14 protein-coding genes are annotated in these 16,382 nt (G+C 65.8%); 3 read left to right on the top strand and 11 right to left on the bottom strand.

Features of this window, described 5'->3' with window-relative positions:
* Positions 1 to 3: 3 nt before the first annotated feature.
* A complete protein-coding gene (locus J7I92_RS15590) occupies positions 4 to 1,617 on the bottom strand; it encodes a peptide chain release factor 3 (RefSeq protein WP_214841918.1) in 1,614 nt (537 codons plus the stop codon).
* Between the two features lie 396 nt (positions 1,618 to 2,013).
* Here J7I92_RS15590 and disA point away from each other — a divergent pair, with 396 nt between their 5' ends.
* Positions 2,014 to 3,090, top strand: a complete 1,077-nt coding sequence (gene disA, locus J7I92_RS15585) for a DNA integrity scanning diadenylate cyclase DisA (protein ID WP_214841916.1) — start codon at positions 2,014 to 2,016, stop codon at positions 3,088 to 3,090.
* Between the two features lie 17 nt (positions 3,091 to 3,107).
* Here the strand turns inward: disA and J7I92_RS15580 are convergent, their stop codons facing one another.
* Positions 3,108 to 3,791, bottom strand: a complete 684-nt coding sequence (locus J7I92_RS15580) for a hypothetical protein (RefSeq protein WP_214841914.1) — start codon at positions 3,789 to 3,791, stop codon at positions 3,108 to 3,110.
* Positions 3,792 to 3,904: 113 nt separating this feature from the next.
* Between J7I92_RS15580 and J7I92_RS15575 the strand changes: the two genes are divergently transcribed.
* Positions 3,905 to 4,861 (top strand): A/G-specific adenine glycosylase, encoded by a 957-nt coding sequence (locus tag J7I92_RS15575; RefSeq protein ID WP_214841912.1) that lies wholly within the window; start codon positions 3,905 to 3,907, stop codon positions 4,859 to 4,861.
* A 77-nt stretch (positions 4,862 to 4,938) separates the two neighbouring features.
* Entirely contained in the window at positions 4,939 to 5,436 is a 498-nt protein-coding gene (locus J7I92_RS15570) for a hypothetical protein (protein WP_214841910.1), read from the top strand.
* Positions 5,437 to 5,514: 78 nt separating this feature from the next.
* On the opposite strand, the gene dhaM is transcribed toward J7I92_RS15570, so the two are convergent.
* The 9 genes from dhaM to lysS all read right to left on the bottom strand — a co-directional run bounded on the left by dhaM (position 5,515) and on the right by lysS (position 16,237).
* Complete coding sequence (gene dhaM / locus J7I92_RS15565; RefSeq protein WP_214841908.1) at positions 5,515 to 6,198, bottom strand: dihydroxyacetone kinase phosphoryl donor subunit DhaM; 684 nt, start codon at positions 6,196 to 6,198, stop codon at positions 5,515 to 5,517.
* Positions 6,195 to 6,827 carry a dihydroxyacetone kinase subunit DhaL gene (gene dhaL / locus J7I92_RS15560; protein ID WP_214841906.1) on the bottom strand — a complete coding sequence of 211 codons (633 nt, stop codon included), beginning with the start codon at positions 6,825 to 6,827 and terminating at the stop codon, positions 6,195 to 6,197. The genes dhaM and dhaL overlap by 4 nt, the downstream gene beginning before the upstream one ends.
* A 2-nt stretch (positions 6,828 to 6,829) precedes the next feature.
* Positions 6,830 to 7,831 carry a dihydroxyacetone kinase subunit DhaK gene (gene dhaK / locus J7I92_RS15555; protein WP_214841904.1) on the bottom strand — a complete coding sequence of 334 codons (1,002 nt, stop codon included), beginning with the start codon at positions 7,829 to 7,831 and terminating at the stop codon, positions 6,830 to 6,832.
* A gap of 451 nt (positions 7,832 to 8,282) precedes the next feature.
* On the bottom strand, positions 8,283 to 8,801 hold the full coding sequence (locus J7I92_RS15550; protein ID WP_251040002.1) for an amino-acid N-acetyltransferase: 519 nt from the start codon (positions 8,799 to 8,801) through the stop codon (positions 8,283 to 8,285).
* Between the two features lie 87 nt (positions 8,802 to 8,888).
* Complete coding sequence (locus J7I92_RS15545; protein WP_214841900.1) at positions 8,889 to 11,051, bottom strand: prolyl oligopeptidase family serine peptidase; 2,163 nt, start codon at positions 11,049 to 11,051, stop codon at positions 8,889 to 8,891.
* Between the two features lie 116 nt (positions 11,052 to 11,167).
* Positions 11,168 to 13,660, bottom strand: coding sequence for an ATP-dependent Clp protease ATP-binding subunit (locus J7I92_RS15540; RefSeq protein ID WP_214841899.1), 2,493 nt, complete (start codon positions 13,658 to 13,660; stop codon positions 11,168 to 11,170).
* 371 nt (positions 13,661 to 14,031) lie between these two features.
* Positions 14,032 to 14,358 (bottom strand): Lsr2 family protein, encoded by a 327-nt coding sequence (locus J7I92_RS15535; RefSeq protein ID WP_214841897.1) that lies wholly within the window; start codon positions 14,356 to 14,358, stop codon positions 14,032 to 14,034.
* 134 nt (positions 14,359 to 14,492) lie between these two features.
* Entirely contained in the window at positions 14,493 to 14,705 is a 213-nt protein-coding gene (locus tag J7I92_RS15530) for a hypothetical protein (RefSeq protein ID WP_214841895.1), read from the bottom strand.
* Between the two features lie 2 nt (positions 14,706 to 14,707).
* Positions 14,708 to 16,237 (bottom strand): lysine--tRNA ligase, encoded by a 1,530-nt coding sequence (gene lysS, locus J7I92_RS15525; protein ID WP_214841894.1) that lies wholly within the window; start codon positions 16,235 to 16,237, stop codon positions 14,708 to 14,710.
* Between the last annotated feature and the right edge of the window lie 145 nt (positions 16,238 to 16,382).

The raw sequence follows: 16,382 nt of genomic DNA, 5'->3' as shown, positions 1-16,382 counted from the left end.
GCGCTACTTGGCGGGATTATGCGTTCCGATCGGCACCAGGGTGAGGTCCGGGTGGTTCTTCTCGATCCGCCGCAGCGCCCAGATGTCGTTGAACAGGGCCAGGTATTCGCCGTCGGAACGCAGCAGCACCTCGGCGCCCGGTACGTTGGCCAGCGCAGGCATGGCGTCCGCCGTCGAAATCCTTGCCATTGAGTACGGGAGCCGTTCCAGGCGCATGGGGGCACTGAAGTCGTGCGCCATGCGGTCCTCCACCACTTCGAACTGCATGGGGCCGACGGCGGCAAGCACCGGGGCCTGGTCGCCGCGGATGTCGGAGCGGAGAACCTGGATGACGCCTTCATGTTCCAGCTGTTCGATGCCCCGGCGGAACTGCTTGAAGCGGCTGGGGTCCTTGGAGCGGGCCACCTGGAAGTGTTCCGGGGCGAACAGCGGGATGGCGGGGAATTCGACCGGTTCGTCAAGGAACAGGCTGTCCCCCACCCGCAGCGACGAGGCATTGACCAGGCCGACAACGTCGCCCGGGAACGCTTCGTCGATCACTTCCCGCTCGCGCCCGAACACCTGCTGGGCGTATTTGGTGGCGAACGACTTGCCAGTGCGGGTCTGCGTGACCACCATGCCGCGCTCGAAGATGCCGGAGCACACGCGGATGAAGGCGACATGGTCGCGGTGGGCCTTGTTCATGCCCGCCTGGACCTTGAAGACAAAACCCGCGAACGGGGCATCCACCGGGCGGGGATCGCCGTCCACGTCAGGCCTTGGCGCGGCCGGCGGGGCGAAGTCCACCAGGGCGTCCAGGATTTCCTTGACGCCGAAGTTGAGGGCGGCGGAGCTGAACAGGATGGGGGTTGCCTTGCCGGCATGGAAGGCGTCGACGTCGAACGCCAGGTTGGACTCGATGACCAAACCGGCCTCGTCCACCGCGTTGGACCAGTCGCCGCCCTGGCTGGCGGCGGCCTCCTCCGGGGTGAAGTACTCCGTGAGGGCAATGTTGGCGCCGGCGTTGTTTCGCTGGAACCGGGCGAAGCGGTCGTTGCGGAGGTCCCACACGCCGCGGAAATCTCCCGAGATGCCCACGGCCCAGGTCAGCGGCATGGGCTGCAGCCCGGTGCGCTCGGTGATTTCGTCCATGAGCGCCAGTGCATCCAGACCCGGGCGGTCCCACTTGTTGATCACGGTGATGATGGGCAGATTGCGCTGCTTGCAGACCTCGAACAGCTTCATGGTCTGCGTTTCCAGGCCCTTCGCGGCATCAACCAGCATCACCGCGCAGTCGACGGCCGCCAGGACGCGGTAGGTGTCCTCCGAGAAGTCGGCGTGGCCCGGCGTGTCCAGCAGGTTGATCACGGTGTCCCGGTAGGCGAACTGCAGGGCGGCGGAGCTGATGGAGATGCCGCGGTCCTTCTCCATTTGCATCCAGTCCGAGACCGTTTCCTTACGGTTGGCCTTGCCGCTTGACGCACCCGCCGTGCCGATCACCTTCGCGTGCAGCGCCAGCGCCTCGGTGAGCGTGGACTTGCCGGCGTCAGGGTGGGAAATGACAGCGAACGTCCGACGCCGGGCCGCCTGTTTGTGAATCTCGTGGACTCGGGCGGGGCTGAGGACTTCTTGGGACACGGTGCTACTTTCGCTGCGAGGGGGATTACCCGTGACACTTGACGGGGGAAGGGACTGGCTGAGCGCCAAGTTCCAAGTTTATCGCAGCGGCAGCCTCCCGCCGAAGGCGCCTGCGAAATGCCACCGGGAAACGCCCCCGGAACGGCCGGCCCCGGACGCGCCCGGTCGCGCAACATACCCGAAAGTGGCCGGTCAACAACCCCTTAATTACTGCCTTCGGGAGCCACTTCCCGCCACCCCCCGACGGGCCACTTTGAGGCTTATCCGTGCGGTCAATGCGCTCCTTTGCCTCTAGGATGGAGCCAGTGGGAATTTGAGTACTTTTGATCCTGCCGGTGGAATCGTAAAACCCGGCATACCTGCAGGCGGAAGCCTGCACCTTTGAAGGGAAAACCTATGGCTCGGAGCCCTGAAGATTCGCTTAAGGCGACTCTGGGCAGAGTGGCTCCAGGCACCGCTCTGCGCGATGGCCTGGAACGCATTCTCCGCGGGCGCACCGGCGCGCTGATCGTTCTGGGGTCCGATCGCACCATTGAGTCCATCTGCTCCGGCGGATTCGATATCGGGATCGACTTCTCCCCCACCCGGCTTCGCGAACTCGCCAAAATGGACGGCGCCATCATCTGCGACAAGGACGCCGGCAACATCCTCCGGGCCGCAGTGCAGCTGGTTCCGGATTCGAGCATCGAAACCCAGGAATCCGGCACCCGGCACCGCACGGCAGAACGCGTGGCCATCCAGACCGGCGTCCCGGTGATCTCCGTCAGCCAGTCCATGCAGATCATCGCCCTCTACGTGAACGGGCTGCGGCACGTCCTTGAGGGATCCGAAAAAGTGCTCGCCCGGGCCAACCAGGCGCTGGCCACCCTCGAACGCTACCGCTCCCGCCTGGACCAGGTCACCAGCTCACTCTCAGCCCTGGAAATCGAAGCCATGGTGACCGTCCGCGACGTCGCCGTGACGCTGCAGCGCCAGGAAATGGTGCGCCGGATCTCCGAGGAGATCTCGCAGTACGTGCTCGAACTCGGCGAGGACGGCCGCCTGTTGTCACTGCAGCTGGACGAGCTAACCGTGGGCCGCGGGCCCGGCAGTGACGTGATCATCCGCGATTACGCCGGACCGAACGCCTCCCCGGAGGATATAGACGGCGCCGTCAGTGCGCTTCTCAACCTGGGCCCCACAGAACTGATTGACCTCGGCAGGATCGCCGGCATCATCGGCTTTGCAGGCGGCGTGGATACGCTCGACGCCGTGGTGCAGCCCCGCGGGTATCGTCTCCTGTCCGGCCTGAAGGCCGTGCCGAAGGCCGTGGCGGACCGTCTGGTGGACCACTTCGGCGGCCTGCAGTACCTGATGGCGGCCACCATCGAGGACCTAATGACCGTGGACGGCATCGGCGACCAGCGTGCCCGCACCGTGCGAGAGGGATTGAGCCGGATGGCCGAAGCGAGCCTGCTGGACCGGTTCCTCTAAAACCCCGGGAAAGCGGCTTAGAGGAGCTGGAAGGCCGCTTTTGAGCTGGATTTTGTGCCCAGCCTCGCCACAAGCAGGTAGTATGCACCGCCGGCACCGGGCTTGGCTGACACCGCTCCGCAGCCGGGGATGGTGCGGTTGCGCTGCCAGGGGAAGTTGGCGGTTTCGCTCTGGCCCGGGGCCAACGTTTTGATGAGGTCCTCGCTCTCCGCCTGGCAGTCGACGGACGAAAAGATCCGGTCTGAACCGCTTGTGACCGTATACTCCATCTGGGATGTGCCAAGGTTCACCTCGCACGGCACCTTTCCGCCGTTGGTGACCTTGAGGCTGAGCAGCGGAATTTCGCCTTCTGCGTACGCCGGCTTGTCGGTTGACGCGGTGACAGTGACCAGGCTCTGGTCGCAGGCTGGCGTCGCCGGAGTGCTGGGAGTGGGCGAAGCGGACGGCGTGGGCTCCGGCTGTGCGGAGGGGCCGGACGAACCGTTGTGTTCAGTCGAGGAGGCCTGTTCAGAGGAGCCGCGCATGGCGCCGGACACGGCCGCAAAGCCTCCCACGGACACCGAGACGATGAGAAGCAGCACCAGGCCGACGAACAGCCTGCGGCGGCGGTAGACGGCCTTCAGCGGAGGCCGTCCTGGCTGCCGGCCGGGAGTGCCCTTCGGTTTCGAACCGCTCTTTCCTGAAGTGCCTTGCCTGACCATCCTTCTAGGCTAGAGAACGCGGGCGGCATTGGCGCACCACCACGCCGAAGGACGGACCCCCGGCCAGTATCCACTACAGTATTTGCATCGAAGCCTTAGCCGTACCCACCGCCATGTCCCCGGCGAGTCGCCCCGCCGCGCCGCTAGCGGCCCTGCACGAAGCACTCGACACCTGGTTCGGGGCATCCGCCAGGAAGCTGCCGTGGCGCGAATCCGGCTGCTCCGCCTGGGGCGTCCTGGTCAGCGAGATCATGCTGCAGCAGACGCCCGTGGTCCGCGTCCTGCCCGTGTGGGAAGGCTGGCTCCGCCGCTGGCCGACGCCGGCACACCTCGCCGCGGAGGCTTCCGGCGAGGCCGTGCGGCACTGGGGCAGGCTCGGTTACCCGCGGCGGGCACTGCGCCTCCACGCGGCCGCCGCCGCCATCGTGGAGAAACACAACGGCGACGTTCCGGGCACCCATGACGAGCTGCTGGAACTTCCCGGGGTGGGCAGTTACACGGCTGCCGCCGTCGCCGCGTTCGCTTTTGGCCGCCGCGAAACCGTGGTGGACACAAACATCCGCCGCGTCCACGCGCGGCTCTTTTCGGGCACGGCGCTGCCGTCGCAGTCGCTGACCGCCGCGGAGATGCGGCTGGCCGCTGAACTGCTGCCGGCCGACGTCGGGCTTTCCGTGCGCTGGAACGCTGCGGTCATGGAGCTGGGGGCATTGGTGTGCACGGCTCGGACGCCGAAATGCGGTGATTGCCCGGTACGCGGGGCGTGCGCGTGGCGGGCGGCAGGCGAGCCGCCGCCGTCGTACACCCCGAAGGGACAGGCCTGGCACGGCACCGACCGGCAGGTCCGCGGTGCCGTGATGGCTGTCCTTCGCCTGGCGGATGCCCCCGTGGCACCGGAAATGTTCCATCAGCCCGCCGCCGAGCTTGGCTTCGGGACCGGCGGCATCGGCGTTCCGCTGGCGGCGCTCCACCGGCTCAATTCCGCCCCGGAACAGCTGGAGCGCGCCCTGGCCGGTCTAGTGGACGACGGCCTGGCGGAGCTGCACCTGGGTGGCCTGAGACTCCCGGCCTGAGCTTTCGCTCCCGCGTCCCGGCACGGCAAGTTTATTTCGTGCTGGCGCCACTGCCATTGGCGGATCTACGCTGGATCATGCGCAGCTTGGGCGTACTTTTCGCGGTGGTCACGACGTCGCTGATCCCGTCCGCCTGTATGCCCGAGGCAGTGCCGTGCCCGGCAATCGCGCAGGCACCGGTGGTGGCGCTGACGGTGGCAGCGAGCTACGTGCCAACCGTCGAGGCCATCCATTTAAAGGCCTGCCAGGACGGGACGTGCCGGGAGGCCGACCTTGAGCTGATGCCCGGCAGCACTTCCGTGGATCTGGGTTGCGAACCCTCGGCCGGGCCCGACGGCCCGTGTTCGGCAACATCCTCGCCCGACGGCACGCTCACCGGCATGCTGATGATGGACGTACTGACGGAATCCCGCATCGACGCCACGGCCACCGGCACGTCCACAGCAGGGACACCTTTGCCTGAGCGCACCCTGACCTTCACGCCGCGTGCGGAGTACCCGTTCGGCGAGCAGTGCGGAAAATTCATAACGGCGGGCATAGTGCTCGACGCCGAGGGCCTCCGGCAGGCGCCGTAAAGCCGCAGCGGAGCCGGCGGGAGGGACCCTGCGAAAGGGCCGTCAGCGAGGGACCGCCCGTCAGGGAGAGGGAGCCAGTCAGGGCTCGCCGAACCCTGCTTCCACCAGCCCGCCGACGTACTTTACGGCCTTCGCCGCGTCCGGGCCCCAGGCCTCGACGTGCAGGACTGATCCCATGCCGGCCCCCAGGGTCATCAGACCGGTCATCGAGGCGCCGTCCACGCCGTTGACCGTGACTTCCGCTTCCAGGCCTGCCAGTCCCCCCGCGATCTTCGCTGCTGGCCGGGCGTGCATGCCCGCCTGGTTGATCAGCTCAAAATCACCGGTGGCTTCGGGCGGCCCAAGAGTTGCCTCTTCCGCCGGAGTGGCCGTGGCCTCCGGGACCGGAGCAGGTCGGACGGCCTCGGCTGCCTGCTTCACCGCAGCGGCGTCGGCCCCCGCCTGCGCCGCGACTGCGGCCGCCACCAGCCCCTCCACCAGGGGCGCGTCAGCCAGCAGGACAGAGTCGGGTTCGGGCAGGAACTCAACGGCCGATTCTGCCGTCATCACAGCGGAGCCGAGGTCCGTGAGCACCACGACGCCGTCGCCGCCCGCCGCCTGTTCCAGCGCGGCCATGACTTTCTCCAGGCTGGTGCCGATGCGGCCGTCGTCGGTACCGCCCGCCGGGAGGATCACGACGTCGGGCGCCATTTGGGCGGCCAGCTCCACCGCGCCGTCGGCGATCTTTTCGCTATGGGACACCACAACCAGACGGACCGTCATTCGGCTGCCCCCGCCGCGGCGCGCAGGATCAGGGCGGTGGAGACTGCTCCGGGGTCGCGGTGGCCGGCACTGCGCTCCCCTAGATAGCTGGCACGTCCCTTCCGCGCAATCAGCGGATCAGTGGCAACTGCCCCGGCCTCTGCGGCTTCAGCGGTCGCATGGAGGACCTTGAGAACGTCCCCGTTGCCGGCAGCGGCTTCCGCTGCCGCTGCCTCGACGGCCGGTGTCCAGGCGTCCACCATGGTCTTGTCGCCGGACTCGGCCTTGCCGCGGGCCACAATGCCGTCGCGGGCGGCCTGGATCGCCGCGGCCAGCGCTTCGGGGTCGATGTCCGTTGCGTCTCCGAGGGACGTGGCAGCGCGCAGGAAGGCGGTGCCGTAGAGGGGGCCGGCCGCCCCGCCAACCTTGGACATCAATGCCATGGCCGTGAGCTTAAGGGCCGCGCCGGGTGTGGCCGGGGGCGCCTCGGCGAGCTTCGCCAGCACCGCCTTGAAGCCGCGGTCCATGTTTTCGCCGTGATCGGAATCCCCGATGGCACGGTCCAGTTCAATCAGCTCCGTCCGGTGGTCCGCCATGGCCTGCGCGGAAAGGGTAAGCCACCGTACGGCCCAGTCAACATCCAGTCCCACGGTCAGATCCCCCAGCGCAGGGCTGCGGTGTGGACCGGGGCGTCCCACAGGCCGGTGAGTTCGTCGTCGAGCCGCAGCACGGTGATGGAGCACCCCTGCATTTCCAGCGAGGTGATGTAGTTGCCCACCAGCGAGCGCTCCACGCTGACTCCTTTGTCCGCGAGGACCTGCGCCGCGCGGCGGTACACGATGTAGAGCTCGCTTTGCGGCGTCCCGCCCATGCCGTTCACAAACAGCAGCACCTTGTCGCCGGAAGCAATTCCAAGGTCCCCCAGGACAGGCTCAAGGAGGCGGTTCGTGATGCCGTCGGCGTTCTCCATGGGAATCCGGTGCCGTCCGGGCTCGCCGTGGATCCCGATGCCGATCTCGATTTCCTTCTCGTCCAAATCAAAGCTGGGCACGCCGGCGTGCGGGACAGTGCAGGCGGACAGCGCGACGCCCATGCTGCGCACGTTCTGGTTGACGCGGTCTCCGATCGCTGCGACGGCGTCGAGGTCATCCCCGCGTTCCGCGGCAGCACCGGCGATCTTCTCCACTAGGACTGTGCCGCCCACGCCCCGCCTGCCGGCCGTGTACAGCGAGTCCTCCACGGCAACGTCGTCGTTGACCAGTACGGTGCGGACCTGCACGCCTTCGGCTTCAGCCATTTCCGCGGCTGTTTCGAAGTTGAGGACGTCACCGGTGTAGTTCTTGACGATGTGCACGACGCCGGCGCCTGAGTTCACGGCCAAGGTGGCCGGTATGATCTGATCCGGCGTGGGTGAGGTGAAGACTGCGCCGGGAACGGCGGCGTCGAGCATCCCCACCCCCACGAAGCCGCCATGAAGCGGTTCGTGGCCGCTGCCGCCCCCACTGACAAGGCCCACTTTCCCGGCCACCGGCGCATCCTTGCGGGTAATGAACTTGGGCTCGGTGCTGACGGTCACGATGTCCGCATGCGCAAGGCCAAAGCCTTCCACGGACTCGTCGACCACAGCGCGGGGATCATTGATCAGCTTCTTCATCGCAGTGCTCCTCGGTGTCCTGGCAGCTTTGTCTTGACCCTACTACCGCATCCCCGGCTGCGGTAGCGCCCTGTCGGTTCACCGGCCCAGCGGAGGCAAACGAAAAGGGACAGCCCCCAATAGACTGTCCCTTTTCCGTGCCCGGCTTGGCTTGCCCTGCCGGCCTCAGGTCTTCCCCCAAGAGGCTGGCAGGAAATCCGGCCACGCCGCGGCGCCTATGTGGAACGCCGATGCCTCAAGAAGCTGGCCTGCTGGATCGCGCAGGCTGTCAGCCCCGGGCAAGTCCATTTGAAAGGCCGAAAAATCCGGAAAAATGGCGTGTTGGCGCATTTTTGTTCCTTTGATGAGGTGAGGGATCCAGTTGTTCCAAGCAAGCAGGATTAACTTTATACATCGATTCGATATATGGGAAGGCTTGCAAGTCAGACATAATCGGCAACACCAAAAAGGGCTAAAGGACTTTGATCATCCGCGTGTTTCCGAGCGTGTTGGGCTTCACCCGCGCGAGGTCCAGGAACTCCGCCACGCCTTCGTCATGGGACCGGAGCAACTCCGAGTACACCACCGGATCCACGGCCGTCTGGTCGGCCATGACGTCGAAGCCGTGCTTCTTGAAGAAGTCCACTTCGAACGTCAGGCAGAACACCCGGGAAACGCCGAGCGCCCGGGCATCCTCGAGGAGACTTTCCACCAGCACATGGCCAACGCCCTTGCCGCGCCACCGGTCCGACGCCGCCAGGGTCCGCACCTCGGCCAGGTCCTCCCACATGACGTGCAGGGCGCCGCAGCCGATCACTTCGCCGTCGGCCGACTCCGCGATCCTGAACTCCTGCAGGCTCTCGTAGTACGCCACCGTCTCCTTGGCCATCAGGATCCTCTCTTCCGCCAGCGGAGCCACCAGGTTCTTGATGGCGGCCACGTCGCTGGTGCGGGCAGGGCGGATGCGGAAGGTCTCAGTCACAGCCCCCATCTTACGGCCGCCCTCCTCCGGCTCGGAGCCTGCGCCATGTGACGCAAGCCGTGGCTGCGCCGCTATCTCCATCCGCTGTGGAGAAATTTAGAGCCCCAGGTCGGCGGGCAGGGGTACGTCCTGGTCCAGCACGTTCCTGGCGAGGAAGTGCTCCACCACGCCGTACCAGACCTTCGCGTGCTGCGGCTGCAGGATCCAGTGGTTCTCGTCCGGGTAGTAGAGGAACCGGTGCGGCGTCCGGCCGTTCTCATCGGCAGCAAGCTGTGACTTGGACAGCAGTTCGTACCACAGCCGGAGGCCCTCGCCGATGGGCACGCGGTAGTCTTTGTCGCCGTGGATTACGAGCATGGGCGTGCTGATTTTCTCCACGTGCAGGTGGGGTGAGTTCTCCAGTGCCATCTCGGCCGTCATTTCCTTTAGCCAATACTGTGACGCGTCGGTGGTGGGGCCGAATTGATCAAGCGCCCACAGGCTGGCGTGGGTGACGACGGCGTCGAAGCGGTCGGTCTGTCCGGCCACCCAGTTCGCCATGTAGCCGCCGAAGGAGCCGCCCATGGCAGCAGTTCGCGATGCGTCAATGTCCGGGCGTACCACCGCGGCGTCCGTGATCTCCATGAGGTCCGTGAACGGCGCCTTGCCCCATTCGCCCCAGCCGCGCTGGATGTAGGCCTGGCCATAACCTGTGGACAGGGCAGGATCCGGCAGGAGCACGGCATAGCCCTTGGCAACGAGCAGCCAGGGGTTCCACCGCCACGTCCAGGCGTTCCACGAACCCAGGGGTCCGCCATGGATCCACAAGAGCAGCGGCGCCGGCGTCTGTGGCGAGGCGCCATCGGGCAGGGCCAGGTACGCCGGAACGCGGGAGCCGTCGGTGGCGGTCGCCTCGATCCGCTCCAGTGATCCCTGGATGCGGGGACGCTCAGCGGGTGCCGGGAGCCTGGTGACCCCGCCGTCCGCGAGGTCGATCCGAACCGCTTCCGGCGGGAACTCGTAGGAGCTTCGCAGCGCGTATGCGCTCAGCCCGTCCGGTGAAACCACGACGTCGGTATAGGCTGCCGCGTCACGCGTCACCCGCGTGACTTCTTCGCTGCCCGCGTGGCCGGACCCGGCCCCCGCCCCTGCCCCTTCCCCTTCCCCTTCCCCTGCGAGAGTGATCCGGAAAACCGGGGAGGCGCCGTCGTCGTCGGCCGTCACGAGGAGGGCGGAGCCGTCCGGCAACCAGGCTGCACGGATGGCCCAGCGGTCCCAGTTGCGGGCCAACGGCCGGAGGTTTGCTGCCGGCTCCCCCGGGGCGCCGACATCCAGCAGATGCAGCCTCACCTGCGGAGCCTGGTGCGGGGTGGTGTCCGACTCGCTCATCACCACCAATGTCCGGCTGTCAGGGCTCACCGGCCCCGCGAAGTAGCTCATTCCTTCCTGGTCCAGCAGGACTTTGTGCGTCGCGGTGGCCACGTCGATGGCCATCAGGACCGAACGCGAGTCAGCCTTGGCGAGGGGCTTGTCGAAGCTGGTGTAGATGGTTTTGCCGTCGGGGCTGACCACCGAATCAGCGTTGCGCAGGAATCCTGCCGCGTCCGGCGTCAGGTTGCGGAGCTTGAGCGGGGCGGCAGCGTCAACCGTCGTCGGCTTGCCGGGTTCCTTGTCCTCCCCCGGTTCCACGGCGAACAGCCGCGGCTGGTCGGGGCCCAGGTCGGCATCCCAGTAGCGGACCGGGTAGCCGCTGTGGAGGATGGCGGACACTTTGTTGTCCTTGCGGCTCTTTCGCCATTCCTCGTCCGCCTCCTCGTCCGCGGAACCTGCCAGGACTGACGCGGTCACGAACGTTGCACCCGTGTCCGCGGCGGCCATAACCTTGCTGATCCCGCCGGCCCGCGACAGGACCACGCGGGCTTCCCCGCCGTCGGCCGGCAGCTGCCAGAGTGCGTTGACGGGGTCGCTGTCAGGGCTCTCGGGATCCGGCCGCGCCGACGTGAAATACAGGTCCCCGTTGGAGGCGAAAGCAGCACCGGCCTCGCCCTTGGAACTGCGGGTTATCCGGCGGGCATGCTTTTCGCCTTTGGGATCCAGCTCCCAAAGGGCGGTCACATACTCGGTGCCCTTGCCGTTGAGCGTGGCAACCGGGGTCACCAGGCGCTTTCCGTCAGGGCTAAGTGCCAAACCGCTAACCCTGGGGATCGCGAGGTAGTGGTCGATATGGTGAAAGGGCGTCGCAGGTTGTTCGCTCAGGATCGCCGAGTTCTCAGTTGCCATGAACAGATTCAACACGCTTTCCCCCGCACACAACAGACGGCGCGACTAGGTGATGACAAACGGAAAAGGCCCCGCCTGCTCCTGGTGGGAAGCGGGCGGGGCCTTGAACGTGGAGCTTAGACGCTCGGGGCGATCTCGGGGATGCGCGGCTTGGCGTTTCCCTCGAAGGTGAACTTGGCGTCGTCGCCTTCGCCGTCCACATCCACTACGACGATGTCGCCGGAGTGCAGCTCGCCGAAGAGGATCTTCTCGGAGAGCTGGTCCTCGATCTCGCGCTGGATGGTCCGGCGCAGCGGCCGGGCACCCATGGCGGGATCGTAGCCGCGGGTGGCCAGGAGCACCTTGGCTGCCTTGGTGAGCTCGATGCCCATGTCCTTGTCCTTGAGGCGCTTCTCCAGGCGCGTCACGAACATGTCCACGATCTCGATGATCTCGTCCTGCGTCAGCTGCGGGAACACCACGACGTCGTCAACACGGTTCAGGAACTCCGGGCGGAAGTGCTGCTTGAGCTCCTCCGTGACCCGGGCGCGCATCCGGTTGTAACCGGTCTGCGTGTCCGTGCCGGACTGGAAGCCGGTGGCAACGCTCTTGGAGATGTCGCGCGTTCCAAGGTTGGTGGTCATGATGATCACGGTGTTCTTGAAGTCCACCACGCGGCCCTGGGAGTCGGTCAGGCGGCCGTCTTCCAGGATCTGCAGCAGTGAGTTGAAGAGGTCCGCGTGGGCCTTCTCCACTTCGTCGAACAGCACCACGGAGAACGGACGGCGGCGGACCTTCTCGGTCAGCTGACCGCCCTCTTCGTAGCCGACGTAGCCCGGAGGGGCACCGAAGAGCCGTGAAACCGTGTGCTTCTCGGAGTACTCGGACATGTCCAGCGTGATGAGGGCGTCCTCTTCACCGAACAGGAACTCGGCGAGGGCCTTGGCGAGTTCGGTCTTGCCGACGCCGGTGGGGCCGGCGAAGATGAACGAGCCACCGGGACGCTTCGGGTCCTTCAGGCCGGCACGCGTGCGGCGGATGGCCTGGGACAGGGCCTTGATGGCTTCGTTCTGGCCGACGACGCGCTTGTGCAGTTCGTCTTCCATCTTCAGCAGGCGCGAGGACTCTTCCTCGGTCAGCTTGAAGACCGGAATGCCCGTGGAGTTGGCCAGCACCTCGGCGATGAGATCCTCATCCACCTCGGAGATGTCGTCCATGCCGCCGGTCTTCCAGTGGCGTTCCTTCTCTGCCCGCTCGGCAATGAGCTTCTGCTCCTTGTCGCGCAGGGAGGCGGCGCCTTCGAAGTCCTGCGCGTCAATCGCGGATTCCTTCTCCATCTTGAGTTCGGCGATGCGCTCGTCCATGGCCTTCAGCTCCGGCGGAGCCGTCATCCGGCGGATGCGCAGGCGGGCGCCGGCTTCATCGATGAGGTCGATCGCCTTGTCCGGCAGGAAGCGGTCCGAGATGTAGCGTTCGGACAGGTTGGCTGCCGAGGCGAGGGCGCCGTCGGTGATTGTGACGCGGTGGTGCGCCTCGTACCGGTCGCGCAGGCCCTTGAGGATTTCGATCGCGTGCGCAACCGAGGGCTCCTTGACCTGGATCGGCTGGAAGCGGCGCTCCAGCGCTGCGTCCTTCTCGATGTGCTTGCGGTATTCGTCCAACGTGGTGGCACCGATGGTCTGCAGCTCGCCGCGGGCCAGCATGGGCTTCAGGATCGACGCTGCGTCGATGGCACCCTCGGCAGCACCCGCACCCACAAGGGTGTGGATTTCGTCGATGAAGAGGATGATGTCGCCGCGGGTGCGGATCTCCTTGAGGACTTTCTTCAGCCGCTCTTCGAAGTCACCGCGGTAGCGGGAACCTGCCACCAGGGAGCCAAGGTCCAGCGTGTAGAGCTGCTTGTCCTTGATGGTCTCCGGTACGTCCCCGCGAACGATCGCCTGGGCAAGTCCCTCCACGACGGCGGTCTTCCCGACGCCGGGCTCGCCGATGAGGACGGGGTTGTTCTTGGTGCGCCGGGAAAGGACCTGCATAACGCGTTCCATTTCCTGCTCGCGTCCGATGACCGGGTCCAGCTTGTTCTCGCGCGCAGCCTGGGTCAGGTTGCGGCCGAACTGGTCCAGGACCACGGAGCCGGCAGGGGCGCCTTCGGGCTGGCCCGCTCCGACGCCTGCGCCGGTGGTCTCCTTGCCCTGGTAGCCCGAGAGCAGCTGGATCACCTGCTGGCGGACGCGGTTGAGGTCCGCTCCGAGCTTCACCAGCACCTGGGCAGCCACACCTTCACCCTCGCGGATGAGTCCCAGCAGGATGTGCTCCGTGCCGATGTAGTTGTGTCCCAGCTGCAGGGCTTCGCGGAGCGAGAGCTCCAGCACCTTCTTGGCGCGCGGGGTGAAGGGGATGTGTCCGGACGGGGCCTGCTGGCCCTGGCCGATGATCTCCTGCACCTGCTCGCGTACGCCGTCGAGCGAAATGCTCAAGGACTCCAGAGCTTTGGCGGCAACGCCTTCACCCTCATGGATCAAACCCAAGAGGATGTGTTCGGTACCGATGTAATTGTGGTTCAGCATGCGTGCCTCTTCTTGGGCAAGCACAACTACGCGACGGGCACGGTCCGTAAATCGCTCAAACATTTCGCCACACTCCTAGCTACGACGTACTTTGATGCTACGTGGCGGACCCGGACTTGTGGAGCGTGTTCGCCACAGGGGAAACCCGGAGCCGCTTTGCGGGTTGACACTGCCGGCCGGGAAGGGTGCTGCGCCACTGGCACCAGGCGCACATTCGCTTTGTTGTCCGTGCTGAATGCGGCCGTCCGCACCGCCCCAATTGTGCTGTTCTTGTGCGGAACTCTCGGCGGGCTGGTTCGCGGCCGCAATAACGCCGGAAAAAGCGGGCCCGCTTTACCGGCATGCCTTGGGCAGGCCGGCGCCCCGGTATTCAAAAAGCAATGCCCCCGCCGTTTGGCAGGGGCATTGCTTTTCCACCCAAAACGGCGGCAGTGCTAGGAATTTGCCTTCTGGTAGGCTTCCTGAATTTCAGCCTGGATCCGACCGCGGCTGTTAACCGCGTAGCCATTCTCCCGGGCCCACTGGCGAATCTGTGCAGAGTCCTGATTCCGGCCGCCTGCAGCCTTGGTGCGGGTCGCGCGGCCGGTGGACGTCTTGCGGGCGCTGGAAACAAACCGCTCCAGGGAGGAGCGGAGTTCTCCGGCATTGGCGGCCGACAGGTCAATTTCGTAACTGGCGCCGTCAAGCCCAAAACGGACAGTTTCGTCCGCGGTTCCCCCATCCAGATCATCGACAAGGATGATTTTTACTTTCTGTGCCATGAAATTCTCTCTTGTGGAAAGGACGGTATTCAGAAAAGCAGGATGTATCTGTAAAAAGTATCCCCCTGTTTATGGCAACGCGTCAAAGCGGCAAAAGGTTCCTGTGAATGGTGGGCAGGAATAAGCAGGAAGTATTAGTTTGTGCTACTGCCGTCGCCGGCATTGGTTCCGCTATTAGGTGCGGCATTCGGTCCATGATTGGATTCAGCCGCGCGGGCCTCAGCTTCAGCGTGTGCCCGCGCTTCGGCCTGGCGTTCCGACTTGTCTGCATTGAAGATCGCCTTCATGGCAAACCAGAACAGCAACCCGACCACGAGGGAGGGCAGGAGGACTGCAACGTACTCCACGGCTAGTGTCCTTCGGGCTTCAGCAGCGGGAAGAGGATGGTTTCGCGGATGCCTGCTCCGGTGAACAGCATCACCAGGCGGTCGATCCCGAGTCCGATGCCGCCCATGGGCGGGGCGCCGTATTCCAGCGCGCGGAGGAAGTCCTCATCCAGCTGCATGGCCTCGACGTCACCGGCCGCGGCGTGCATGGACTGTTCGGTGAGGCGTTCACGCTGGATCACGGGGTCGATCAGCTCGGAGAACGCGGTGCCGCGTTCCATGCCGCCGATGATCAGGTCCCAGGCTTCGATCAGCCGGTCGTCGTCGCGGTGCTGGCGGGCCAGCGGCTGTGCCGACGGCGGGTAGTCGTACACGAAGGTCGGGTTCAGCAGCGTGGGTTCAACGATTTCACCGAACAGCTCGACGGCCAGCTTCTCGGCGTCCCACTTGGGATCCACCTTGACGTCGTGCTTGGCCGCCACCTTCCGCAGCTCCTCCACCGTGGTATCAGGGGTGATTTCCTGGCCCACTGCTTCGGAGAGCCCGGGGTAAACGGCCAGCCAGGCCCATTCGCCGTCGAGGTTGATCTCACCGGCTTCAGTCTGGAAGGTGCGGCCCACGCCGGCGGCGTCCGCGGCGTCGAGGATGATCTCCTTGATGCGGTCCGCCATGACGAACTGGTCGGCCCAGGCTTCGTAGCACTCCAGCGTGGTGAATTCCGGGCTGTGCGTGGAGTCGACGCCTTCGTTGCGGAACACGCGGCCCATGTCGTAGACGCGGTCAATGCCGCCCACCACTGCACGCTTGAGGTAAAGCTCGGTGGCGATGCGCAGGGTCATCTTCTGGTCGAAGGCGTTCATGTGGGTCTCGAACGGCCGGGCCAGCGCGCCGCCGTGGACCAGCTGCAGCATCGGGGTTTCCACCTCGACGTAGTTGCGGCGGAAGAGCGTCTCGCGGATGGAACGGGTGATCGCGGCGCGGGTGTACACCATCTCGCGGGCCTCGTCCCGGACCATCAGGTCAACATAGCGCTGGCGGACGCGTGTCTCTTCGTTCAGGCCGGCGTGCAGCACGGGCAGGGGGCGCAGCGCCTTGGAGGCCATGGACCAGGACTCGGCCATGACGGACAGCTCGCCGCGGCGGGAGGAGATGACCTCACCCCTGATAAAGACGTGGTCGCCCAGGTCCACCAGGGCCTTCCATTCGGCCAGGGATTCCTCGCCGACATTAGCCAGGCTCAGCATGGCCTGAAGCCGGGTGCCCTTGCCGTCGGTGCCGCCTTCCTGGAGCGTGGCAAAGCAAAGCTTGCCGGTGTTGCGGATAAACACGATGCGGCCGCTGACGCCCACGACGTCGCCGGTGGTGTCGTCAGCTTCGAGGTGGGCGTACTTCTCCCGGATCTCGCTGAGGGAATGTGTGCGCTCAACACCCACCGGGTAGGCCTCGCCGCGTTCGATCAGCTTGGCGCGCTTCTCCATGCGGATGCGCATCTGTTCGCTGGCGTCCGCCGGTTCGGCAGCATTGGTCGGGGTGGGGGTGTTTTGGGAAGTCACAATCCCTAAGTTTACCGGGAGTTACGCGGCATGTTTTTCCGGCCGCCCATGATCCCCCTCACCCGAGCCGTCCACTGGAGTTTTTGTCCAGATAACGCGGGCTGCGGGCGGGCAAAGTCATACGGTGGGAGCAACGCTGGGGTTA

Source organism: Arthrobacter sp. ISL-72 (assembly GCF_018613755.1).
GTDB lineage: Bacteria > Actinomycetota > Actinomycetes > Actinomycetales > Micrococcaceae > Arthrobacter.
This window is presented reverse-complemented; position numbering and strand designations above follow the sequence as displayed.